This is a genomic window from Shewanella gaetbuli (assembly GCF_023284065.1).
Lineage (GTDB): Bacteria > Pseudomonadota > Gammaproteobacteria > Enterobacterales > Shewanellaceae > Shewanella > Shewanella gaetbuli.
This window is the reverse complement of record NZ_JAKIKP010000002.1, coordinates 165,703-188,164: the sequence shown is the minus strand read 5'-3', so window position 1 is coordinate 188,164 and position 22,462 is coordinate 165,703. Positions and strand designations below refer to the sequence as shown.

The window sequence follows — 22,462 nt, the reverse complement described above, 5'->3', positions numbered from 1 at the left end:
TTTACAGGTTTCAAGCTTACCTTGAGCCTCAAGCGGCTTTATATTTGAATAGCCATAGGTGCGGTTATTTCACCTATAGGTGTCTTGCCTAGATAAGGAAGAATGTATAACTCAAATCGATGTGTAGTGGTATAGTTTTGCAGCATGCTCAGGTGTAACTTGCTGACGTTTAACTTCAAACCAATCATCTACTATTAACTGTAAGGTATTGCTAATAGCTGCTTGTTTCGCTTATAAATCTTGTTGAAGTTGCGCTTGCAGAACAATTTCATTCGCAAGTAACTCCCGAGCCACTCTCTTCTTATGAGCATCTGCTAAAGATAAATCATGACAAGAATCAAGTGAAAGGTTAGCTCTCTTTTTGGTGACAGGTCTTGATTAATTAAAAAGCCAGTGCTTTGACCCATGAGGTTTAACTCTTAGCTGTAAGCCTATGCCATCAGCTAAGTTGTATTCTTTTTCACGAGGTTTGGCTTTAGCAATTTCTGTAGCCGTTAACGGATTTGTTAGTCTTGCCATTGTAACGCCATGTAGGAATATTATGAGGCGATGTCACATTGGGTGTTACTAAAAGTTCTTGGTACAATTAGATCTAATTAGATGTGTAAAGACGCTAAAACTTTTTATTCCTCGGGGTTTAGGCGAAAAAAAAAGACGTCCTAAGACGTCTTTTTTATTTATTTGGTGGAGGCGGCGGGACTTGAACCCGCGTCCAGAAAGCCTACATCCAAGGCGCTACATGTTTAGTCTCTCTTTTGGTTAACCAAGTACACTCCGAAAGACAGGATTGCAATTGGCGAGTCCGGTACTGTTTCGCGGTTCACCCCCGAACAAGGTTCCCTCGCTAGCATGATGTAATATGACCATCAGAATCCACTGCCCATATGCGAAACGTGTGGTTGATGGCTAGCTAGCCTAAGCTGCTAGAGCGTAGTTATCGTCGTTTGCAACTATAACTGTGCGGCTTTTTACGAGGCCAACCGCCCCTCGACATGCTCCCAGGGTTTCGTGAATCCTGTCGAATCCAGAATCGCCCCCAAAGTCTGCTGATTGTATCGAGTTATTAGCAAAATGCCTAATGTAAATTACTCAATTACAATCGTTTGTACATTTATCAACCCAAACGTGACTTTTTCATTACGCGTGACTGTTCAACTTTCCACTCACGTTCTTTGGTATCTTGGCGTTTATCATGATCTTTCTTACCTTTACCTAAGCCGATTTCTACTTTAACCCAAGCGCCTTTACGCCAGTAAAGTGATAATGGCACTAAGGTGTAGCCTTGGCGTTCGATAAGCCCTTCAAGCTTGTCGATTTCGCTGCGCTTAAGTAATAGCTTTTTAGTACGAATAGGGTCGCATACTACATGAGTTGAAGCGGTATTAAGCGGTTGCACGGTACAACCATGCATAAAGGCTTCACCTTGTTTAATGTAGACATAACAGTCAGCAAGAGTCACTTTACCCATACGCAAAGACTTTACTTCCCAACCTTGAAGTTCAAGTCCTGCTTCAATTTTGTCTTCAATTTTAAATTCAAAGGTCGCGCGCTTGTTACGTGTAATCGTGGCTGGTGGATTCTTTGATTTTTTGGAATTCTTTTTTACCATGCTAAATTTTACCATTCAGGCATTTTTGGCCTGCAATTAAACCCAATTTAAAGGCGCTATACCTATTTATAAGGTGCTATAGATAGTATAGATATGGGGAAGAATATTAATAATTCAACGATTATACCTAAATTTAGCCATTGTGTACCCGTAGTTGTATGGTAACTGATGCCTTTTTTATTTATCGTGATAAAATCTTGGCTTTATTTACCTGTAGTGAGTGCGGATGCCTAAAATCTCCAAAAGTGTGTTGGTACGCTTTAGTGCCTTACAAATGTACGAATTAGTTAACGATGTTGAGTCTTATCATGCCTTTTTACCCGGCTGCGTGGGCGGTAAGGTATTGGAATTTGATGGTAAAACCATGGTGGCATCGGTTGATGTGAGTAAGGCTGGAATAAAAAAAACATTCACTACACGAAATCAAGTTGAACAGGGTAAACGTATTGCCCTTGAACTTGTTGATGGGCCGTTTAAACACCTTCATGGGCTGTGGGTTTTCACTGAGTTAACTGATGATGCGTGTAAAGTAGAATTCGATTTAGATTTTGAGTTTTCTAACCCGTTGTCAGATTTAGCATTTGGCCGTGTATTTAAGCAATTAATGTCGTCAATGGTGACAGCATTTACAGATAGAGCAAAGGTTATTTATCGTGACAACTGAACTTAAAACTTTTGCGGTTGATGTGATTTACGCATTACCCGAGCAGCAAAAAATTATCACGGTTATGGTTGAGCCTGGATGCACCTTTATTGAAGCGGTTAAACAAAGTGATATGTGCCGTTTTTTCCCTGAAATTGATTTATCAACGGTTAAGCTGGGCGTGTTTAGCCGCCTAGTTAAGCATGATGAAGTATTACAACCGGGGCAGCGAGTCGAAATTTATCGTCCGCTGATTGCAGATCCTAAAGATGTACGTCGTAAACGTGCCGAAAAAGCAAAGGATGAAGGGCGGATTAATAAAATTACTGGTGCCAAGCTCAGTTAACATAAGCTCAGTTAACATAAGTTCAGTTAACATAAGCTAACCTTTTGATAATAAATTTTTTCCACAAAAAAAGCAGGTAATCCCTGCTTTTTTCGTTTGCTGTAAAAGTCTTTTTAGGACGTTTCAGCTTTAGTCTAGGTTATTCAGAATCAAGTTCAGACTCATTCAAACCACGATTTTCTTCCACTAGCGGTTTCGAATCTGGACGAGTTTCAGGAAGTAACGGGTCATCTTCTGGCTCATTCAATGATGGAAGTGCACTTTGCTCTAACGGAGTATTAAAGTTTTCACTTAACTCGTAATCACCTTCCACTCGGCTAATTTTTTCATCAACAAAGTGAATAATGAGTTCTTTATGAATAATGCTAGCATCACGGCCACTTTTGAAGTGATAAACATAATACCAAGTATCATCGGCAAAACTGTCACGTAATACTGGACGGCCAAGAATATACTCAGCTTGTTCTTTGGTCATATCAATGCGTAATTGATGAACCTGTTGCGCTTCCATATAGTTCCCTTGAGGGACATCTGGTTTATAGATCAACCAGTCAAATACAGAACAACCACTTAATGTAATCGATAACGCCACTGCGCTTATTAGGGTAAGACTTTGTTTTTTGTTAATCATTGTCTGTGCTACTTCCTTAATTCTGTCGGCCATCATACCCAAGCAAGCCCTATCCTGACAAGAGGCGGATGCCACTTGCGGCTATTTTGAGTGAACTAAGTGAGATTAGTTCAATGCCTTTACAAGTTTTTGCCATAAACAAATTGCAAATTAATCGGCGTTACCATGATTATTTTTGTTGTTCTTGTGTTAATTTAAAGTTTAATTATTGCTGCTAACAATATGAGTCTTCAGCTTGTTAAGAACATGTAAGCTTTATGCAAATAAATACTCAGTCTCAAGATAATGATAATAAAGCAGGGCGATTGGTCTGCGTGGGTACAGGTATTCAACTAGCAGGGCAAATAAGTCCTATTAGCCAAAGTTATATTGAAACGGCTGATGTCGTTTTTAGCTTGGTTACCGATGGTTTTTCGACTCGTTGGCTGAATGAATTGAATGATGATGTGCGTTCACTACAGACTTTTTATGCAAAAGAAGGTGAGATTAAAAGTCGACGCCAAAGTTATGATGAAATGGTTGAGGCTATTTTAAGCCAAGTAGCAGCGGGTAAATTAGTCGTATGCGCTTTTTATGGCCACCCAGGGGTGTTTGCTTGTGTGTCTCATATGGCCATTAAGCAAGCTAAACAATTGGGTTATAAGGCGTCAATGTTACCGGGAATATCTGCTGAAGCGTGTTTATGGGCTGATATTAATGTTGACCCTGGAAACGTGGGTTTTCAAAGTTTGGAGGCGACGCAGTTTTTACTTTACAACCACGTCATTAATCCATACTCGTATTTATTACTGTGGCAAATTGCATTAGCAGGAGAGCATACCCTAACTCAGTTTTCCACCACTGAAGCAAAGCTTAATATTTTGGTTGAACATTTGCAGCAATGGTATTCATTGTCTCATGAGGTGATTATTTACGAGGCGGCAAATGTGGCGTTTCAACAGCCTAGGGTTGAAACCATTACCCTTGCGGAACTACCAACGGCTGATTTAAATGCGATTAGCACGTTAGTTGTACCTCCTGTAGCCCAATTAACCCTTAATCAACAAATTTTAACCAAGCTGAATATTACCGCCGCCGAAATCGGCTAAAAAATGTATTATTAACTAACGATTAGGATGAGAGTTTAACATGTCAAACGTTCAAAAATTTGCTCAAGCTTTAGCTACAGATGCTGCTTTATTAGAAGCTTACAACGCTTCACCAGAAAAAGTGATGCTTGAATATGGGCTAACCAAAGAAGAAGTAAATTTGATTTTATCAGGCGACATGTCTGCGCTGAAAAAACAATTAGGCGATCAAGAAATGAAGTCATTTGTTGTTATAGCAACACCATCTGAAAAATAATATGAAATATTGGTTTGTTATTGGCTTGATATTTTTAAATTTGATGCTGGTCAAAGGGCTGAGTGCCTCTGAGCTGTTTGATGACAACTTAAATCAAATTGAAAAGCTATTGCAAACTGACGTAACGCAGGCCGAATCAATGATTGATTCAATGTTAAGTACACTGGATCAATTAACCCCCCAACAAGCCGCGCGCTTTTATACATTAACTAGCATTAAACATTTATATTCTGCAGAACATCAATTAGCTGATAAGGCATTAGATACTGCTTTATCATTTACGCCCTCTGAAGAGGTGTTAACTCAGATATATTTGTACAAAGTAACGGTTAACATATTACTTAAAGATTATGAAAAAGCTTTTTCTATTTTGCAGTTCAATTTGTCACGCATTAAAGAGTTTGAAGATACTCAACTAAAAGTAGCATCTTATGTAAGACTGCTAAATATTCTATTAGATTTAACCGCTTATGACGAAATGCTGTCAACTGCAAAGTTAGTACTTAATTTAAACCAAGGTAAAGACAGTAAAAATGAATGCTATGCCATGCTTTATCATGCGGTGGCAACCTTAAAGTTAACCCAATATTCTCAAGCTAATAGCTTGTTTAAACAGTCGGAAGTATATTGTGCTGAAAATGGCCAGCCGTTAATTGAGGCAATGTCCATTAAGGGGCAGGGCATCAGCTATTTTGAGTTAGACAAGTATGCCGTAGCTAAACCATTACTTGAGGATGCCCTTGAACGCTATGAAGGGTTTAAATTTCAGATTGAGATTAATGATGTTAAAGCTTACCTAAGTAAGATTTACTTTTATGAGGGAAACTTTGATAAAGCGCAACAATATGCCGAAGAACTTAATGGATTAAATGAAGAGAAAATAAATATAGATGTCAAAAAGCAAGCTAATGAAGTTTTAGCGATGTTGGCCAGTAAAAATGGCGATTTTGGTAAAGCCTATCAGCATCAAGTTGTCGCCCATGCATTAGATTTACAAGCGTTAAACGAAGTGAATCATAAACAAAATGCTTACCAAATGGCACGTTTCACGAGTGCAGAAAAAGAACGGGAAAACCAAAGCTTGCTGCAGGAGCATGAAATAATGATGCAGCAAAAAGATCTGATTTTAAAAGAAAAAAGTTCTTCCATTATGTTCTCCACCTTATTGTTTGGTGTGTGTGTTGGCTTAGGGTTATTGTTGCTAACAGCTTGGTTTCAACGTAATAAATTTAGGCAACAAGCTCAAAGAGACGGACTAACAGGCATTTTTAATCGTAAAACCGGTCAAGATTTAGCTGAAAATGAGCTAGTGAATGTGTTATCTCAAAGTAGCCAATATTCGGTGCTAATTTTAGATTTAGACCATTTTAAGACCATTAATGACAGGTTCGGCCATGCAACCGGTGATTGGACTCTTAAAAAAGTTACCCGTGTTGTGCAAGATATCATTCGTCCAACAGACATCTTTTGTCGGTTAGGCGGAGAAGAGTTTGCGGTATATTTCCCTCACACCGATGAGTTAACCGCATTAAAAGTGGCTGAGTCTATCCGTCATGAAATTGAGCAGATAAATACTAAATACTCAGGTCATAACTTTAGCATTTCAGTTAGTGGCGGGGTAAGCTCACTTGATAAAGATGATTTAAGTGTCGACCCCATTTTGAAACGGGCAGATATCGCGTTGTATAAAAGTAAAAAAACCGGCAGAAATAAAGTGCTTGCTTACCAACCCAGCTTTGAATGATCCACCTTACCTTGTATTTACCATCTAATAACCGCCATTCTAAAATCTGTAGTACCTCAGTTAAGCCTATTTCTCTATCTGAGTAAATCAGTCTGGTTATCAGCCTAAGTTTGTATTCAGCATTCTTTACGCCATTTACATCGTTTTCATGAAGGGAGTAAAGCAATAGTGTGATGCTTTATCTGAGCTTGAATGTGACTTTTTGATTATAAGGCGTGATTGCTTGCAGAGTCACTTTGGGACAGAAAGCATTTAGACCTTTGACATATTTCTGGACATAAATGTTTTAGAATACGAATTTTATACTTCATTTATATTGGATCTTTTTCTGAAGCACATTCCTGTGGGCTTAACCAAAACATCCCTGTTTTGGATACTCGCTGGCTCATTTGCACCTTGATTATTGTCTCTTCGATTTGACCTTGTTTTTGACTACCAATCTAAAATCAAAAGCATGAAGTTTATATATTGATGACTTCATTTGATTTAAGGGCATCAGAAAAGGTCGCAGCGGAGTTTTTAAGCGAAGCGCCACGACGTTAGTGGCTACAAGCCATATTCCAAACTCATTTTGGCGCATAAATGCGTTACAGGAAGCCAGTTTTTAATTCATTTATCTCTGCTCAGGTATAGAAGGCCATAGCAATCTAATCAATTGCCTGCCGCTGAGATGTTCAGGATGAACGGAATGTCGCGATCATATGATCAGTGATGCTCCATACATCACACTGACATTTCCTAAATCCCTATGGGTCAGATGTGAAATAGCGGCAATGTTCAGATAATCCAACGAGCCCCCGAAAGACGTCCTTAATAGAAATTGCTGTTTTAGTGTTATTTATGATGCTGATATGACAAAAATTACAATGCAATATTGAGTTATTATCCTCGTTGTTGATTAAGCGTCCCCCGTAAAAACTTATACCAAGTACCTCCAAAACCCTCGATTGAATAAAAAAATTAAATTTTTTTAAATATTTTTTTCATAAAACCATTCAACACAAGATTGATGATCGGATAACACATAAACAATTGTTGCGAAAATGTTAGCCCTTTATTCTCCATCTTACGTAAACGTAAGATTAAAACGCCTGTTTAAATAAGTGTCGCGACTAGATGTTTTTAAGTTGCTGATTATGTTTGATTTTTCATTGTTTCAAAAGGTGGAGCTCAAAACAAAGCTGAATAATCAATATAGCCATATTCGACCAAAGTTTAGTAATAAATTGTTTACAGTTTGAAATTTAGTTACATCAATTTTTCATCGCGGGTTTTGGTGGTTCAATGGTAATACCTTTTTATTTTACACAGTGAATTTTACAAGGTGTAATTTTTTAAATTAATTTAAAAGCATGGGTTTAGTTGCTTTATTTTGTTTTGGTATGACCATTTTTATCGTGGTTTTTTAAGCGTAATTTTACTGAATTGGTAAAGGTTGGACTGTTGCAATTACAACATTTATTTCGTACTTTTTACTCCGAAAACAACATTTGTTGATTTTTATTTAACCAGGCTTAGACAGGTAAAGAACCTAAGCCAAATGAAAATGGCAAACATCAACGTGGCGAAGTTTGTTAAGGGAGAAAAGTTATGACGGCAGAACAATTAGCATCACAATATAGTAAGTCCCATTCTGATCAGTCAGCATTGGTCAATACCTCTGAACTCGTCATCAAAGGCTCCAAAATTACTGGTCAGGACCAAGTATTTAATGCCGGTGCAGTAGGGTTACTTGAAAGCTTGTGTAAAAAGTTTGCCGCAGAAGTCCCGCAGTTACTACAACAACGAAAGCAAAAGCAAGCTCGTATTGATAACGGTCAATTACCTGACTTTTTACCAGAAACTCGTGCGATTCGTGATGGCGACTGGTCTATTAGAGGTATTCCGCAAGATTTAACTGACCGACGAGTTGAGATCACCGGCCCTGTAGATCGCAAAATGATTATTAATGCCTTAAATGCCAACGTTAAAGTGTTCATGGCTGATTTTGAAGACTCGCTTGCACCGAGCTGGCAAAAGGTGGTTGAAGGCCAAATCAATCTTCGTGATGCCGTAAATGGCGATATTGAATTTACGGCTCCAGCAACAGGTAAACAATATAAATTAAATCCCGATCCAGCGGTATTAATTGCCCGTGTACGTGGTTTGCATTTGGTTGAAAATCATGTCGAGTTTCAAGGACAGCCTATCCCCGGTGGACTGATGGACTTTGCATTATATTTTTACCATAACTACCAAAAGTTATTAGCTAAAAACTCTGGCCCTTACTTTTATATCCCTAAGTTAGAAAGTCATTTAGAAGCAAGATGGTGGGCAAAAGTATTTGCTTATGTTGAAGAGCGCTTTTGTCTCAAGCCTGGAACGATTAAATGCACCTGTTTAATTGAAACCCTTCCCGCAGTATTTGAAATGGACGAAATTCTTTATGAGCTACGTTCCAATATTGTTGCACTGAACTGTGGTCGTTGGGATTACATCTTTAGCTATATCAAAACCTTAAAGCGTCATGCTGATCGGGTACTTCCCGATCGCCAAGCGGTCACTATGGACACTAAATTTTTAAGCGCATATTCACGCTTATTAATTAAAACCTGTCATAAACGTGGCGCATTGGCTATGGGCGGAATGGCAGCATTTATCCCTGCTAAAGATGAACAAACCAATTTACAAGTATTGCAAAAAGTACGTAACGATAAAGAGTTGGAGGCCAAAAATGGCCATGACGGTACTTGGGTTGCACACCCTGGTTTAGCCGATACCGCAATGGCCATTTTCAATGATTACATTGGTGGTGACCGTACTAATCAACTGCACATTACCCGTGATGTTGATGCACCAATACAAGCAGCAGAATTACTGGAGCCTTGCACAGGTGAGCGCACTGAAGACGGCATGCGATTAAATATCAGAATTGCAGTGCAATACATAGAAGCATGGATTCAAGGAAATGGCTGTGTGCCTATCTACGGATTAATGGAAGATGCTGCCACAGCAGAAATTTCTCGCACATCAATTTGGCAATGGATTCAGCATGGTAAGTCTTTATCTAACGGTAAGTTAGTCACCAAAGATTTATTCAGAACCATGTTAGCTGAAGAGCTTAAAAACGTTGAACAAGAAATTGGTCAGGCACGATTTGAAGCGGGTAAGTTTACTAAAGCGGCTGAATTACTTGAACAAATTACTACATCAGATGAGCTAGTCGACTTCTTAACCTTACCCGGTTACGAGCTATTAACTCAAAACGATTAACACCGACTTTTAACAAAACAATTAACACCATACTCAATTTAATAAAAAGTATCTTTGCGCTGTATTGGGCAGCCAGGATAAACGACTAGCAGTCACACAGGAAGGAGTCACATTATGACTAAGGCAACACAACTAACTCGTCAACAACAAATCGATGCAATCAAAAAGGATTGGGCTGAAAATCCACGTTGGAAAGGGGTTAAACGTCCATTTACAGCTGAAGAAGTGGTCGCCTTACGTGGTTCAATTGTGCCTGAAAATACGATTGCTAAACGCGGTGCAGCAAAACTATGGGACTTAGTAAACGGCGGTGCTAAAAAAGGCTACGTAAACTCGTTAGGTGCATTAACCGGTGGCCAAGCGGTGCAACAAGCTAAAGCCGGAATTGAAGCTATTTACTTATCAGGTTGGCAGGTCGCGGCGGATGCAAACTTAGCCGGAACCATGTACCCAGACCAGTCTTTATATCCAGCAAACTCTGTGCCTGCTGTTGTTGGTCGCATTAATAACTCGTTCCGTCGTGCAGACCAAATTCAATGGGGTAAAGAAGTTAACCCTGAAGATGAAAACTACATTGATTACTTTTTACCAATTGTTGCCGATGCTGAAGCCGGTTTTGGTGGAGTACTAAATGCATTTGAATTGATGAAATCAATGATTGATGCTGGTGCTGCTGGGGTGCATTTTGAAGACCAATTAGCCTCAGTTAAAAAGTGTGGCCATATGGGCGGTAAAGTATTGGTGCCTACACAAGAAGCGGTTCAAAAGCTGGTTGCTGCTCGTTTAGCTGCGGATGTAAGTGGCGTTGAAACTTTAGTGATTGCGCGTACCGATGCGAATGCTGCGGACTTAATGACTTCTGACTGTGACCCATATGACCGTGACTTTGTTACCGGTGAACGTACAGAAGAAGGTTTTTACCGCGTCAATGCGGGCTTAGACCAAGCTATTTCTCGTGGCTTAGCTTACGCCCCGTATGCAGATTTAATTTGGTGTGAAACAGCTAAACCTTGCTTAGAAGAAGCGAAAAGATTTGCTGAAGCGATTCATGCGCAATACCCAGATCAGTTGCTTGCTTATAACTGTTCACCGTCATTTAACTGGAAGAAAAACTTGGACGACGCCACGATTGCCAAGTTCCAGCAAGAGCTTTCAAACATGGGCTATAAGTACCAATTCATCACTTTAGCCGGTATTCATAACATGTGGTACAACATGTTTGACCTAGCTTATGACTATGCTCGTGGTGAAGGTATGAAGCACTATGTTGAAAAAGTGCAAGAAGTTGAATTTGCTGCGGCAGAGAAAGGCTATACCTTCGTGTCTCATCAGCAAGAAGTGGGTACCGGTTACTTTGACCAAGTGACTACGTGTATTCAAGGCGGCAAATCTTCAGTGACCGCATTAACCGGTTCAACTGAAGAAGAGCAGTTTTAATTTAACATTTAACCATTTTACAGTTTAGTCGCTTTGCGACTGTTGTAACCCCGTGCGGTTCACCTACAGGCCGCGCGGGACTTTTATCCAATCAATTGAGTCAAAAGCGTTTCGCTTTGTTGCTGGTTCTTATTGTTGGGTTTACTTCCTACCCGTAAGATTTTACAACAAATTATGTTGTGGCCCGTAAGGGCCTTTTTTTATCGAGTAAATTTCATCCTTTTATTGAATAAATGTCGCTGATGCTGACAACTTGAGTATACTTGTAACAAGTTGTTATAAAAGAATGATTAAAACCTTATGCCGACAAAACAAAATCACAAAGGCGCAGATTACTGGACAAAGCGTATTAGCGATCAAGAAATGCCTGCGCTCTGTTCAACCGTTAGAGATCTTGAAAAGCTGGCCAAAGATGATGTTTCTTCATTGTCGTTATTAGGGCGAAGCGTGATGCATGACAATGCATTAACCTCTAGAATTTTAAGGGTGGCAAATAGCGCCATTTACAATAAAGGGATTAGCCACGTATCAACGGTTAGCCGAGCCGCAGTAGTGTTAGGCTTTGATACTATAAGAAATATTTGTCTCACTGCGAGGTTATTATCCAGTTTACTTGATAATAGAAACTTATCAGACAGTGTGTTCCAACGGTTACTTCGGTTAATGGGGCAATCGTTTCATGCCGCCATGATTGCAAGAATGATGGTGAATGATAGAGATGAGTCTTTACGTGAAGAAGTGTTTATTGCCACGCTATTATATCGTATTGGTGAAAGCGCATTTTGGAGTACGGGCGGAGAGTTTGTTGATGCTTTAGACCAAAAATTATTGCAAACCCCAGAGCAAAAAGACCAATTAGCGGTTATTCGGGCAGAATTAGGCGCGTCGTTTAATCAGCTCAATCAAGGAATCGCCAGAAGCTGGGGCTTAGGTGAGTTATTACAAAATGCGTTAAATAACCCTGATGAGCGTATGCCTGAAATTCGCTGTATATTTTTGGCAGATAAAATTTCAGAGTCTATCTCTCAACCAGATAAAGACCCTGCAGGGTTTCAAAAACGTTTACAGCAAGCGGCCGATTTACTTGGTATTAGTGTCGAAGAGTTAAATTTACGTTTAGTCCACTGTAACAAAGTCACTCATAAACTTGCCGTTGATTACGGTGCTAAAGAAATGCTTGAGTATATTCCTAATACTGAGAAAATTTTCCAGCAGTTAGACTCCCCAGAAGAAGAGACCGTTTGTCGACTGCCTGATGAAACCGTGCAATTAGCCAAGTTACGTGAACTTACCGGTTTTGCTATCAATAAAACTGATTTTAATCAGATTATGCAAACGGCATTGGAAGGGATTTTCAATGGGGTAGGGGTTGACCGATGTGGAGTGCTCTTGTTGTCACCTAATCGAAAAAGTCTGCAACCACGGGTTGTTTTTGGTGATGATGCACAAACAATGAAAAGTAATTTTGTGATTGAGCTAACTGATTCAAAATCTGTTTTTTCTACGTGTATTCAACAAAAGCAACCTCAATGGAAAGCGCAAACGGGGACTGCTCAGCTGGTACCTCAGATGGGCGGAGATTCAGCTGAACATTTACCCAAAGAGGGGTTTCTTATTGCGCCATTGATGGTTGAAAGTAAGGTTTTAGGAGTATTTTATGCTGATAGACATGCTTCAGCTAGGCGTTTTCAGCAAACCGACTTTGATGCATTTACCCATTTTTCACAATTAGCCAATGTTTGCTTTAATTTATCGATGAAGTAAGCGCCTACGGCTTTGTATAAATGAGCAACGCATTCACAGAGTGCCTTGCTCATTTATTTTTTACAGCTCATTTTTAGTTTTACAGCCGACCTTTACAGTTATTTACTGCTTGATCAAAGTGGTGATCCGCTTAGCTTTGGCATTCGGGATAGGAAAGCTTAAATGGTATTGAGCTATTTTCCACCCTTGAGCGGTTTTCACTAAAGCGCCTGTACCACGGCTGATACCATAGGCAGGGCTAAAAAGTTGTTCATCAAACATCACCACATCACCAATTTGAATTAAATGTCTTGACTGTAAGTCATAGCGCCAGCCTTTTGTGGGGCTGGCATAGGCGCGAAACTGTTCCATATTCCAACGCTCTGTGGCATCGGTACCAATAAAAATAGCGTCTTTATGATACAAGTTAAAATAGGCGTCCCAGTCAGCAGCCATGGCGGTTTCATGTAACTGATTCAATAAGCTGCTGACTTCAAGGTTGTCTTGCTCTGTGAGCCCTTTACTGTCAGATGACGGCTCAATAATGGTATTAATATCGACAATGACGGCTTCAGACTCGTCGCTACTTTGTTCACTACTTAACGTGGTTGTGATTGTTTGTTTGGTTTTTGATGTCGACTTTTCAGTGTCTTGATTGGTACTGGCATTTACTTGAAACGTGGCCAACAGTGCAATAACGCTGAGTTTTATCATGAATGATGACATGGGTTTTCCTTACGATGGCAAACGACAAATTATTATTGTTAACATTATGGTCGTTTGTAGATTTTGGGGGCTGTTTCATTACAGCATTGATATATGATGACGATAAATTAGGCATGAAGCAACAAGGATTTTGAGGGCTAAATTTGTCATGTTATTAGCTTTTATTCGTTATGGTTAAACTGGCTAGACTTAATTTACAGACAAAAAAACTGGCAAACAATAATGAATGCCAGTGTAAGGTTAGGGGGGAGATTACAACTATTTTAGTTAGCGATTATGTCTAAAATTTACCTTAAATTAATATCACTGCAGATTCTTGTTACGATGTTTGTAACTCAAATTTTTGATATAGAGTTTGTTTTTCTTGTTCCGTCAACTGATGATGCTCGTTGATTAAATGCCTGATTAACTTTGATTTAGCTAATTTACTTTGTTGGCTAAATTGCCCAAGTTGGCTAATTGCTTGCTCGCTCAACGTAAATGTGGCTCGTCTAAAGGGAGCATTACTTTGTTCAACAGCAATATTCGCCTCCGCCTTTTGCTTACTCAGGCGGTTAATAAAATCGACCACATTAGTACCATTATTGGCATTATCAAACTCATGGGTTTTGCCAAGGGCATATAAGCTTGCCGTTTCGATAAACTCATCTACCGACATTTGCTTGCTAAACTGGTTATCACATGACGTGGCGTTTTTCTTGAGATCTGCCAGACCCATAGTTCCCCCTCAATGTAGTGACATTTTGTGGCGATAAACGTTGTTCTTTAACTTGCTTAGCATCTTTGGCTTGGAATAACTCACAGGCTATTGCACGCATTTCTTGTGCTGCTTTGCCGTTGGGTTCAATTTCAAAAACAGATAGACCAGACTCTTCACTGTCGTCGTAAATGTTTCTGCTGTAGTTAATGGCATCTAACACATTAATATCGTAAGTGCGGCAAACATCTTTCGCTTCTAAAATGCGATTGGCTTGGTTGGGTAAATTTGGACATTGAGTTATGACAAAAGAAGCGCGCATTTTAGGGTTGATCATCATACATGTTGAGACGATATCATCCATGTGGCTAACGGTTTTCAAATCTCTGCGCTTTGGTCTTAAAGGCATTAACACGTGAGAAGCCACCGACATTGAAGCGCGTAATGCCAGGTTGTCTTGGCCGCCACAGTCAACAATAACGTAGTCATAGTGTTGCTCAAGGCTTAGTAAATCATTACGAATTTTACCATATAGCTGTACGCAATTAATGGCCGGTAAGTCAGGATTGTTATTTCGGGCTTGTATCCAATCTGATGTGGTTCGCTGTGGATCACAATCAACCATTATGACACTGGCATCAGTTTCTTTTGTGAGAAATACAGCGATGTTTTGTGCTAAGCAACTTTTACCGCTGCCACCTTTTTCGCCACCAACTAAAATTATCATCTAATTCACCTCATAATGAGTTATATATTATTACTGTAATCTTGAGGTGAGACTTCGTCAATTAGCTGATTTTTGACACTTTTTTATAATTGTCACCCTGTTGGTTTGTTGACGCTTTTGGCTATAGTGGCAAAAAATTGACCACAGAGAAGTGATAAGCGCTTTATGTTAAAAATATTAATGTTATTAAATGGTTAAATTTATTTTTGTCGGTTTGATGGCCAAGTGACGCTGCTGTAGGACAGGTTAGAATTGTTTTGATATAATCTAAATGTTTTGTTTTAGTGTTTTTTATTTCAAATTGGTATAAGTAAAAGCCACTGTTTTATAAGGTTAAAAGAATGAATCATCAATTGTTAGTTGAAGCGATTAACCAAACAATGCCTTTTGGTAAGTATGCAGGGCGTAAGTTACTCGAGTTACCAGAGCCTTATTTGGTGTGGTTTCATAGCAAGGGATTTCCGGAAGGTAAACTCGGCGAGCAATTAGCGTTAATGTATGAAGTAAAGCTCAATGGCTTAGAAGAAATGTTGCAACCTTTATTGAACAAAGGCAGCTAGTGTTTTTGATAAGGTAAAAGCCGCTAAAGATTGTTGTTTGGTGATTTGTATTATTGAGCGCTGATTTTTAAAGCCGTGTTTTTCAAATAAGGGTTTCGAAAGGTAAGAGGCATCGACAGAAAGTTGTGGGTATTGTTGCTGCTTGGCCCATTGGGTTACGGAAGTGAGTAACTGGCTTGCCACACCTTGATGCTGATAATTGGGGTGAACATATAAGGCATTGATATACCCTTGATGGGTAAAATCAGTTTCTAACCCTATAAAGCCAATAATATTATGAGCATGATCTTGTGCTACCCAAGCTTTATGGCGTTTATATTTTAGTTGCCAATGTTTTTGCGAACGTGGCTTTGCTGACCAAGCATCTTTTTTAGCTTGGTTGTAACGAGGGTGGTTTATAGCTTGGACCGCTAAATGAAACAGCTGGCTGATTTCTTTGGCGTGTATTGGGTGAAACTCAATAACTTTAACCGGTAACCCTGTCATGTTAATGATCAAAATGTCCTTTTAGCTGAGATATAAAAAAGGCTAATTATTTAAGTTTGAACTTGTTAAATTAGCCTTTTTTGTGTTGTTTAGCGACTAAAAATTATTTTTTAGCAATATGGCCAACAAACATAATTTTATCAAATGTGCGGTTCAAGCTAGAGCTTTTAAAGTCAGACATCCACATTTGCTCAGTCATTTCTACTTTGTCACCTTTTGCCACTTCAACTTGTGGACCGGCAGCCCAAAATGTTTTGTCAGCTTCTTTAACTTGCACATATGTGTATCCACCGCCATTCATGGTGTCAATCACTTCACCTTGGTGGATCACGCCTTGAGCCCAAGCTGAAGATACACCTAATGCCAGTGTTGCAGCAGCGAATAATTTAATTAATTTGTTTTTCATTAGTATTTCCTTAATTGAACTCAATAATGAGGGCATTTAAGCACGGGGAAGATTTCTCGTCTGTGATCAATACCTAAGATTAACGATGGCTAATGTAATTAATATTTAAAATTTGCTGTTGACCAATTTTATAGCCGTATTGATTAACAAAATCTATAAATGCTTCTGGTAAGGTTTTGTTGGCAATAGGTTGCTGCCAAATTGCTTTTAAAATGGCGTCATAGCCTTCTCTGCCAGATGCGGTATAGGCACTTGATACGCCAATATATAATTGCTCAGGATGTAGTGGCTGCCACTGCTCTTGTTGATACACTTCAATATTGACTATTCGTTGCCCCGAAGCTTGCTTACCATCATAGCTATAACGAATACCATAAGGGTAGGGGAAGCTACCTGCCCCGGTACCTATTACGCCATTGTTCGTTGCGGCATTAATGGCTGATTCCAGCATTTCAACGATATACTTACCTTGAATTTGGTAAGTCACTAAAGGCAGTTCAAAGGGCAATATGCGGCCTAATACATCAGCAACAGATAGTTGTCCCTTGTTTAAAGACTGCCTAACTCCGCCAGCATTATGTAGCGCAAAATCTAATTTCGGTTCATGTGGCTGAGTGGCTTTAAACATACTTCTACTCACCCAAGGGGCAATTTCGCTGCCATGGGGAAAGTGTTTACTGGGTAAGCGTGTATGAACAAAATCTTTAGGAATATGAGCCAGTATTTGATTTTCTAAAGCGATTAGCGCAGGGCGATATTGGCTTGCTATCACGGCATCAATGTTGTCATCTTGCTGACTGCCCAGCATATTTTTATGTTGGGCTAGCTTTTGACATAGCGCTATTTTAAGCGGCTCTGCAATATTGGCTTCATTATCACAAGTGACATCAATGGTGTCGTCTAACATGAAAAAGTTATCGCCATCAAAGTGGCTCACCCTACCGTTTTCATCTAAGGTTAATTCCACTAAGCCAAGAGTTTCAGCATATTTTCCTGCATGGAATATGGGCGTGTTGTTAACCGTTTCACCATAGGGCATATCTGATAAGCCAATATCAGCAAATTGGCCTTGTAAGGTGTGGGAGTGACCACCAATGATAGCGCTAATGCCATCGACTTTTTCAGCTAACTCTTTATCTTGGTCTAAGCCTAAGTGACTTAACACAATAATGTGTTTTATCCCTTGTTTGTGTAATGCTGCAATAGTGCGTTTTGTGGTTTCAATGGCATTAACAAATAATGTATCAGGATCGGGCCGAGCAATTAACGGCATTTGGTCAAGGGTGATACCAATGATGGCCATATGGGTGTCATAAAAAGGCTTGATAAGTGGTTTGGCAATTTGGTCTTTGACGCAATAATCTAATAGCTGTGGATGATCACGCAATTTACTTTGCTTGGTTTCATCTTCTTGGCTTAAATCCATATTCCCTGCAAGTAAAGGGAACTCAATACGATTTAAAAAGGCTTTTACTGGGCTATTACCTGCATCAATTTCATGATTCCCCAGCACCATTGCATCTGGGCTGAGCAAGTTTAGTAAATGTGAATTGGCTTGACCTTGGAACTCGCGAAAATATAACGTGCCTTGAAAACTGTCACCACCATGAAGAAACAAAAAAGGCTTTTGCTGTTGTTTTGCTTGCTGGCGAGCTTGATTAATTTGATACCCTAAACGCGCATAGCCACCACTTCGAGTTGATAACTGATATGTTTGACCTTGTTCTAAAAGGCTAAACTTAACTTGAGTGGGTTCAAAATTTGAGTGGGTGTCATTGATATGAGCGATTGATAAACGATAAGAATTTGACATATTTTCCTCGGTTGAATGCTCATATGCTAACATTTTTGCGTTAGCCATTGCTAATGTATCACGGCGATATTGATTCGAATGACATTCATGTAAAAATATAGCCCTAGTGTAAACACTAGGGCTATATTGAGCGGGAGTATGACGAGAAGAATTAATTTATTTCGCCATCATCCGATAATACTAAACCTTTATTTTTAATTCGGCGTTGCCATAGCTTTCGAGCAAGTGCCTGCATATCTGGCGCTAAGTCTTTTGAGTCTACAATTTCAAGCCCAATAAGGGTTTCAATAATATCTTCAATGGTCACAATACCAATACCTGAGCCATATTCATCTACCACTAAGGCCATTTTAACATTACGTTTAATCATCATCTGAAACAGTGGCAACACTTTTACCGATGACGGCACAACCAATAAGCTTTTTAAATGGTCGCCAATTTCAGCATTAGGCTTTTGTCTGGTAGATAACAAGATGTCGTTTCGATTGACATAGCCAATAATGTTATCCCTATCATTTTCGTAAACTGGGATACGGGTAAACGGGCTTGAGAGATACTTTTCAATAAACTCTTCATGACTGACATTAATAGGGAGTTTAAATATAACCGTGCGAGGGGTCATAATATCGGTTACATACATGTCTTTTACAGAGAGCATTTGGGTCAAAATTTGTGACTCTTGCTCACCTAACTCACCATTGTCTTTGCCTAGTTTGGTCATGGCACTTAATTCTTGACGAATATATTGGCCTTTATCGCCTTCCCCTAATAGTTTGGTGACTTTTTGTGACATCCAAATCAGCGGCTTAGTGGCTTTTTCCATCCAGTATAAGCATACCGAAACCGTAGGCGCTAGTTTACGCCAGTGGTTTGCCCCTAAGGTTTTTGGAATGATTTCTGAGAAAAATAAGATTAAGAAAGTGAGCACGGCTGAGAACACGCCCAGCATTTCACTGCCAAATACCACAGCAGCTTGTGCACCCGCAACGGCAGCACCGACAGTATGCGAAATTGTATTTAGGGTTAAAATAGACACTAAAGGGGACTCAACATTTTGTTTTTGCTTGTCGAGTAATGCGGCAATTTTAGGGTTGGTCTCGCGTAGATTTTCAATGTAACTAGGGGTTACAGAAAGCAATACGGCTTCAAAAACACTGCATAAAAATGATATCGCAATAGCGAAAAATACAATAACTATCAAAGTTAACATAAAGGTGGGTGAAACTTCCTCGTTGCAGGCAATATTGCCTGAGCGGATATTATCATATTATCAATTGCGGATATACTGGCTAAAACGTGACTCGACCTGTATAATTCGCCGCCCTGTTGCAGGTTTTAGGTGTTTGAGGTTAGGCGAATGAGTGAAAAGAAAATTAATTTATTAGATTTGGATAGAAAAGGGTTACGTGCGCTGTTTACCGAGTTAGGTGAAAAGCCTTTTCGTGCAGATCAATTAATGAAGTGGATTTATCACTTTGGTTACAGTGACTTCGAACAGATGACTAACATCAACAAGACACTAAGAGCCAAGCTCGCGGCTAAGTGTGAAATTGTTGCGCCTGAAATTTCAAGCTATCAAAAGTCTCAAGATGGCACCATTAAGTTTGCGATTAATGTGGGCAGTGGCCAAGAAGTTGAAACGGTTTATATTCCAGAAGATGACCGTGCAACATTGTGTGTATCATCACAAGTTGGCTGTGCTTTAGAGTGTACCTTTTGCTCAACCGCACAACAGGGTTTTAACCGTAATTTGACCGTATCTGAAATTGTAGGGCAAATTTGGCGTGTGTCGCAGTTCTTAGGCTTTCAAAAAGCCACTGGTGACAGACCTGTAACTAACGTGGTTATGATGGGCATGGGTGAACCATTGCTTAACTTAGCGAATGTCATTCCTGCGATTGATATCATGTTAGATGATTTTGGTTTTTCTTTATCTAAACGCCGCGTCACGCTTTCTACTTCAGGTGTTGTACCTGCTTTAGATAAATTTGGTGATGCGTTAGATGTGGCTTTAGCTGTGAGTATTCATGCGCCAAATGATGAGCTACGTGATGTGTTGGTTCCGGTCAATAAAAAATATCCATTGGAAGAGTTTTTAGCGGGGATTCGTCGCTACATTGCTAAGTCAAATGCTAACCGTGGCCGTGTTACTGTGGAGTATGTGATGCTAGATCACATCAACGACAGTACTGACCAAGCACATGAATTAGCTAAGCTAATGAAAGATACACCTTGTAAAGTGAATCTGATCCCATTTAATCCTTACCCAGGTTCACCTTATGGTCGTTCTTCTAATTCACGTATTGATCGTTTTTCAAAAGTCCTGATGGAATACGGGTTAACGGTGATTGTACGTAAAACTCGCGGTGACGATATTGACGCTGCTTGTGGTCAACTTGCTGGTGATATCCGTGATCGCACTAAACGTTTAGCAAAAAAACAAATGCAACAAAATCAGATTTCAGTCACAATGGACTAACTCTTTGTTTGCAAAAAAAATAGGCTAACAACATGAAGCAAGGAATACCTTACTTACTCTTAGTGGGAGTAATAGGTTTTACGTTAACAGGCTGTGTCACCGAGCGAACTTACACAGGTACTGATATTCCGGTTGCTCAGCGCGATATAAATAAACATTCTGCGGCTCGAGAACGTATGCAATTAGGGCTAACTTATTTGCGTAGAGGTAATGGCGAGCAAGCTAAATATAATTTAGATAAAGCAGTAGAATTTGCACCGGACTTGAGTGAAGTTCATGTCGCAATGGCATATTTTTATCAAACCGTAGGTGACTTAGAACGAACCGAACAGTCGTATCGTAATGCGATTAACACCAACGATGCTACAGGCGATGCAAAAAATAACTTTGGTGTTTTTTTGTGTCAGCAAAAAAAATACGCTGAGTCTGAAGCGATGCTGTTAGACGCCATTGAAACACCTAAATATACTCGCACAGCATCAAGCTATGAGAATTTAGGGGTATGTAGTAAAAATGCGGGTAATTTGGATAAAGCCCGTCACTACTTTAATATGGCATTAAAATATGACTCACGTCGTGCCAATACCTTGATTGGATTAACAGAGTTAGATATGGAGTCGTCTGACTATGTAAGTGCTCGTAACATGCTGGAGAAATATCACAGCGTTGCGAATGAAACTGCTGAGAGCTTAGCCTTAGGGATAGAAATAGAGCAGAATCTTGGTAACTTTGATGCAATGAAGAATTTTGGCATCAAATTAATTGCTAAGTTTCCTGCATCGCCTCAAGCCAAAGAATATAGAGCTAACTTGCATTAATGACAAAAGAACAATTAGAAGAACAAATATCTGAGACAACAAACGATTTAAATAATATTGCTACCGTGGGTGCAATACTTCGCACTGCGCGTGAAAACAAAGGCATTACTATAGAATCCGTTGCGCTCCATTTACATTTGCGCCCAACGGTTTTAACCGACATTGAAGCAGATAACTTCGACAATATTGCCTCGAATACTTATGCCCGAGGCTATATTAAAAATTATGCTCGTTATGTTGAAGCTGATGTTGATGCGATTGCCTTGTGTCTTAATCAGCAAATTCCTGAGCATGTTCCACCCACCATGCAAAGTTTTTCTCGTAAAACAACCCGACAAGCAAGGGATAGCCGACTTAATTTGGTGACCTATGTTATTGGCTTTATTTTGGTTGCTATGTTGGTGTTATGGTGGGTGCAAAAATCAGAATTATTGACTCATTCAAATTTTGCTTTGCCTACTGTTGAAGAAATGCAGGCCGATGAAACGCTTGATTACAGTGTTACTCCTCAGGTTTATAACGGTTCAGAAACGCTCAATACTCAGCCAACTTCGTTGACTGAGGTAGAGGTTGAATCGACTCCGGCTGATGAGAGGTTAACGAAGCCTACTGAAACCATTGATGATAACGCTATCGACGGTGATTCATCTAACCTTGCTAATGAGTCAGCAACCCCTGTAAACGAGGTCGTGGCGGTTTCGACTGAGCCAACTTCATTGACGTCTACAGACGCTCAAGCGACATATTCTCAAGTGTCTATGTCGTTTACTGCTGATTGCTGGATTAATGTTGTTGATGTAACGGGGAAGGTATTGGCTGATGGGGTGAAAAAAGCAGGTCATCAGTTTGAAGCATCTGGACAAGCACCGTTTAAGTTAATTATTGGTGCACCACAAGCTGTTACACTGAGCTTTAATGGTGAGCCGGTTAACATGTCACAATATGGCGAAGGTCGAGTGGCTAGACTGACGTTATCAGAAGATAACTAATTAGCATCGCAT

General features: G+C 39.7%; 22 protein-coding genes and 1 other RNA gene. 12 read left to right on the top strand and 11 right to left on the bottom strand.

Going from position 1 to position 22,462, the window contains the following annotated elements; translation table 11 throughout:
* Positions 1-378: 378 nt before the first annotated feature.
* The 3 genes from L2672_RS03545 to smpB all read right to left on the bottom strand — a co-directional run bounded on the left by L2672_RS03545 (position 379) and on the right by smpB (position 1,609).
* Entirely contained in the window at positions 379-519 is a 141-nt protein-coding gene (locus L2672_RS03545; RefSeq protein ID WP_248994463.1) for an integrase arm-type DNA-binding domain-containing protein, read from the bottom strand.
* A gap of 163 nt (positions 520-682) precedes the next feature.
* Positions 683-1,038, bottom strand: a transfer-messenger RNA (tmRNA) gene (ssrA, locus tag L2672_RS03540).
* Between the two features lie 76 nt (positions 1,039-1,114).
* On the bottom strand, positions 1,115-1,609 hold the full coding sequence (gene smpB / locus L2672_RS03535; RefSeq protein WP_248994462.1) for an SsrA-binding protein SmpB: 495 nt from the start codon (positions 1,607-1,609) through the stop codon (positions 1,115-1,117).
* 226 nt (positions 1,610-1,835) lie between these two features.
* Here smpB and L2672_RS03530 point away from each other — a divergent pair, with 226 nt between their 5' ends.
* Both L2672_RS03530 and L2672_RS03525 read left to right on the top strand, forming a co-directional pair.
* Complete coding sequence (locus tag L2672_RS03530) at positions 1,836-2,273, top strand: SRPBCC family protein (protein ID WP_248994461.1); 438 nt, start codon at positions 1,836-1,838, stop codon at positions 2,271-2,273.
* On the top strand, positions 2,263-2,598 hold the full coding sequence (locus L2672_RS03525) for an RnfH family protein (protein ID WP_248994460.1): 336 nt from the start codon (positions 2,263-2,265) through the stop codon (positions 2,596-2,598). The genes L2672_RS03530 and L2672_RS03525 overlap by 11 nt, the downstream gene beginning before the upstream one ends.
* Before the next feature lie 139 nt (positions 2,599-2,737).
* Here the strand turns inward: L2672_RS03525 and L2672_RS03520 are convergent, their stop codons facing one another.
* On the bottom strand, positions 2,738-3,229 hold the full coding sequence (locus tag L2672_RS03520) for an outer membrane protein assembly factor BamE (RefSeq protein ID WP_248994459.1): 492 nt from the start codon (positions 3,227-3,229) through the stop codon (positions 2,738-2,740).
* Positions 3,230-3,486: 257 nt separating this feature from the next.
* Here L2672_RS03520 and L2672_RS03515 point away from each other — a divergent pair, with 257 nt between their 5' ends.
* The 6 genes from L2672_RS03515 (at position 3,487) to L2672_RS03490 (ending at position 12,770) form a co-directional block, all read left to right on the top strand.
* A complete protein-coding gene (locus L2672_RS03515) occupies positions 3,487-4,317 on the top strand; it encodes an SAM-dependent methyltransferase (RefSeq protein ID WP_248994458.1) in 831 nt (276 codons plus the stop codon).
* 40 nt (positions 4,318-4,357) lie between these two features.
* Positions 4,358-4,573 (top strand): hypothetical protein, encoded by a 216-nt coding sequence (locus tag L2672_RS03510; RefSeq protein WP_248994457.1) that lies wholly within the window; start codon positions 4,358-4,360, stop codon positions 4,571-4,573.
* Position 4,574: 1 nt separating this feature from the next.
* Positions 4,575-6,317: a GGDEF domain-containing protein gene (locus L2672_RS03505; RefSeq protein WP_248994456.1), complete on the top strand. Its 1,743-nt coding sequence runs from the start codon at positions 4,575-4,577 to the stop codon at positions 6,315-6,317.
* A gap of 1,590 nt (positions 6,318-7,907) precedes the next feature.
* Entirely contained in the window at positions 7,908-9,569 is a 1,662-nt protein-coding gene (gene aceB, locus L2672_RS03500) for a malate synthase A (protein ID WP_248994455.1), read from the top strand.
* Positions 9,570-9,683: 114 nt separating this feature from the next.
* A complete protein-coding gene (aceA, locus tag L2672_RS03495) occupies positions 9,684-11,006 on the top strand; it encodes an isocitrate lyase (RefSeq protein WP_248994454.1) in 1,323 nt (440 codons plus the stop codon).
* Between the two features lie 300 nt (positions 11,007-11,306).
* Positions 11,307-12,770 carry an HDOD domain-containing protein gene (locus L2672_RS03490; RefSeq protein ID WP_248994453.1) on the top strand — a complete coding sequence of 488 codons (1,464 nt, stop codon included), beginning with the start codon at positions 11,307-11,309 and terminating at the stop codon, positions 12,768-12,770.
* 102 nt (positions 12,771-12,872) lie between these two features.
* Here L2672_RS03490 and L2672_RS03485 read toward each other — a convergent pair whose 3' ends face one another.
* From L2672_RS03485 to L2672_RS03475, 3 genes are all read right to left on the bottom strand, one after another.
* Positions 12,873-13,475, bottom strand: a complete 603-nt coding sequence (locus tag L2672_RS03485; protein WP_248994452.1) for a nuclear transport factor 2 family protein — start codon at positions 13,473-13,475, stop codon at positions 12,873-12,875.
* Positions 13,476-13,794: 319 nt separating this feature from the next.
* The gene (locus tag L2672_RS03480) at positions 13,795-14,193 is read right to left on the bottom strand and encodes a CopG family transcriptional regulator (protein WP_248994451.1); all 399 of its coding nucleotides are present in this window, start codon (positions 14,191-14,193) and stop codon (positions 13,795-13,797) included.
* Entirely contained in the window at positions 14,153-14,899 is a 747-nt protein-coding gene (locus L2672_RS03475; RefSeq protein ID WP_248994450.1) for an AAA family ATPase, read from the bottom strand. Before L2672_RS03475 ends, L2672_RS03480 begins: the two co-directional genes overlap by 41 nt.
* Before the next feature lie 341 nt (positions 14,900-15,240).
* On the opposite strand from L2672_RS03475, the gene L2672_RS03470 reads away from it, so the two are divergent.
* Entirely contained in the window at positions 15,241-15,459 is a 219-nt protein-coding gene (locus tag L2672_RS03470; RefSeq protein WP_248994449.1) for a DUF3820 family protein, read from the top strand.
* On the opposite strand, the gene L2672_RS03465 is transcribed toward L2672_RS03470, so the two are convergent.
* The 4 genes from L2672_RS03465 to L2672_RS03450 form a co-directional block, all read right to left on the bottom strand.
* Positions 15,439-15,945: a GNAT family N-acetyltransferase gene (locus L2672_RS03465; RefSeq protein WP_248994448.1), complete on the bottom strand. Its 507-nt coding sequence runs from the start codon at positions 15,943-15,945 to the stop codon at positions 15,439-15,441. The genes L2672_RS03470 and L2672_RS03465 overlap by 21 nt on opposite strands.
* Before the next feature lie 103 nt (positions 15,946-16,048).
* Positions 16,049-16,351 (bottom strand): NrfJ, encoded by a 303-nt coding sequence (locus L2672_RS03460; RefSeq protein ID WP_248994447.1) that lies wholly within the window; start codon positions 16,349-16,351, stop codon positions 16,049-16,051.
* 79 nt (positions 16,352-16,430) lie between these two features.
* On the bottom strand, positions 16,431-18,164 hold the full coding sequence (locus L2672_RS03455; protein ID WP_248994446.1) for a bifunctional metallophosphatase/5'-nucleotidase: 1,734 nt from the start codon (positions 18,162-18,164) through the stop codon (positions 16,431-16,433).
* Positions 18,165-18,315: 151 nt separating this feature from the next.
* Positions 18,316-19,374, bottom strand: a complete 1,059-nt coding sequence (locus L2672_RS03450; protein WP_248994445.1) for a CNNM domain-containing protein — start codon at positions 19,372-19,374, stop codon at positions 18,316-18,318.
* Positions 19,375-19,521: 147 nt separating this feature from the next.
* Here L2672_RS03450 and rlmN point away from each other — a divergent pair, with 147 nt between their 5' ends.
* From rlmN to L2672_RS03435, 3 genes are read left to right on the top strand one after another with little or no spacing between them, the layout of a single operon-like run.
* Positions 19,522-20,643 (top strand): dual-specificity RNA methyltransferase RlmN, encoded by a 1,122-nt coding sequence (gene rlmN / locus L2672_RS03445; RefSeq protein WP_248994444.1) that lies wholly within the window; start codon positions 19,522-19,524, stop codon positions 20,641-20,643.
* A 32-nt stretch (positions 20,644-20,675) separates the two neighbouring features.
* Entirely contained in the window at positions 20,676-21,461 is a 786-nt protein-coding gene (gene pilW, locus L2672_RS03440) for a type IV pilus biogenesis/stability protein PilW (RefSeq protein ID WP_248994443.1), read from the top strand.
* Positions 21,461-22,450 carry a RodZ domain-containing protein gene (locus tag L2672_RS03435; protein WP_248994442.1) on the top strand — a complete coding sequence of 330 codons (990 nt, stop codon included), beginning with the start codon at positions 21,461-21,463 and terminating at the stop codon, positions 22,448-22,450. Before pilW ends, L2672_RS03435 begins: the two co-directional genes overlap by 1 nt.
* Positions 22,451-22,462: the final 12 nt, after the last annotated feature.

Bases quoted from the DNA above. Each gene is read 5' to 3' on its own strand.
- L2672_RS03480 (WP_248994451.1), bottom strand. From the start codon at position 14,193: ATGGGTCTGGCAGATCTCAAGAAAAACGCCACGTCATGTGATAACCAG.
- smpB (WP_248994462.1), bottom strand. From the start codon at position 1,609: ATGGTAAAAAAGAATTCCAAAAAATCAAAGAATCCACCAGCCACGATT.
- L2672_RS03520 (WP_248994459.1), bottom strand. From the start codon at position 3,229: ATGATTAACAAAAAACAAAGTCTTACCCTAATAAGCGCAGTGGCGTTA.
- L2672_RS03545 (WP_248994463.1), bottom strand. From the start codon at position 519: ATGGCAAGACTAACAAATCCGTTAACGGCTACAGAAATTGCTAAAGCC.
- L2672_RS03450 (WP_248994445.1), bottom strand. From the start codon at position 19,374: ATGTTAACTTTGATAGTTATTGTATTTTTCGCTATTGCGATATCATTT.
- aceA (WP_248994454.1), top strand. From the start codon at position 9,684: ATGACTAAGGCAACACAACTAACTCGTCAACAACAAATCGATGCAATC.
- rlmN (WP_248994444.1), top strand. From the start codon at position 19,522: ATGAGTGAAAAGAAAATTAATTTATTAGATTTGGATAGAAAAGGGTTA.
- L2672_RS03435 (WP_248994442.1), top strand. From the start codon at position 21,461: ATGACAAAAGAACAATTAGAAGAACAAATATCTGAGACAACAAACGAT.
- L2672_RS03460 (WP_248994447.1), bottom strand. From the start codon at position 16,351: ATGAAAAACAAATTAATTAAATTATTCGCTGCTGCAACACTGGCATTA.
- L2672_RS03505 (WP_248994456.1), top strand. From the start codon at position 4,575: ATGAAATATTGGTTTGTTATTGGCTTGATATTTTTAAATTTGATGCTG.
- L2672_RS03470 (WP_248994449.1), top strand. From the start codon at position 15,241: ATGAATCATCAATTGTTAGTTGAAGCGATTAACCAAACAATGCCTTTT.
- L2672_RS03515 (WP_248994458.1), top strand. From the start codon at position 3,487: ATGCAAATAAATACTCAGTCTCAAGATAATGATAATAAAGCAGGGCGA.
- L2672_RS03465 (WP_248994448.1), bottom strand. From the start codon at position 15,945: ATGACAGGGTTACCGGTTAAAGTTATTGAGTTTCACCCAATACACGCC.
- L2672_RS03475 (WP_248994450.1), bottom strand. From the start codon at position 14,899: ATGATAATTTTAGTTGGTGGCGAAAAAGGTGGCAGCGGTAAAAGTTGC.
- aceB (WP_248994455.1), top strand. From the start codon at position 7,908: ATGACGGCAGAACAATTAGCATCACAATATAGTAAGTCCCATTCTGAT.
- pilW (WP_248994443.1), top strand. From the start codon at position 20,676: ATGAAGCAAGGAATACCTTACTTACTCTTAGTGGGAGTAATAGGTTTT.
- L2672_RS03485 (WP_248994452.1), bottom strand. From the start codon at position 13,475: ATGTCATCATTCATGATAAAACTCAGCGTTATTGCACTGTTGGCCACG.
- L2672_RS03510 (WP_248994457.1), top strand. From the start codon at position 4,358: ATGTCAAACGTTCAAAAATTTGCTCAAGCTTTAGCTACAGATGCTGCT.
- L2672_RS03530 (WP_248994461.1), top strand. From the start codon at position 1,836: ATGCCTAAAATCTCCAAAAGTGTGTTGGTACGCTTTAGTGCCTTACAA.
- L2672_RS03490 (WP_248994453.1), top strand. From the start codon at position 11,307: ATGCCGACAAAACAAAATCACAAAGGCGCAGATTACTGGACAAAGCGT.
- L2672_RS03455 (WP_248994446.1), bottom strand. From the start codon at position 18,164: ATGTCAAATTCTTATCGTTTATCAATCGCTCATATCAATGACACCCAC.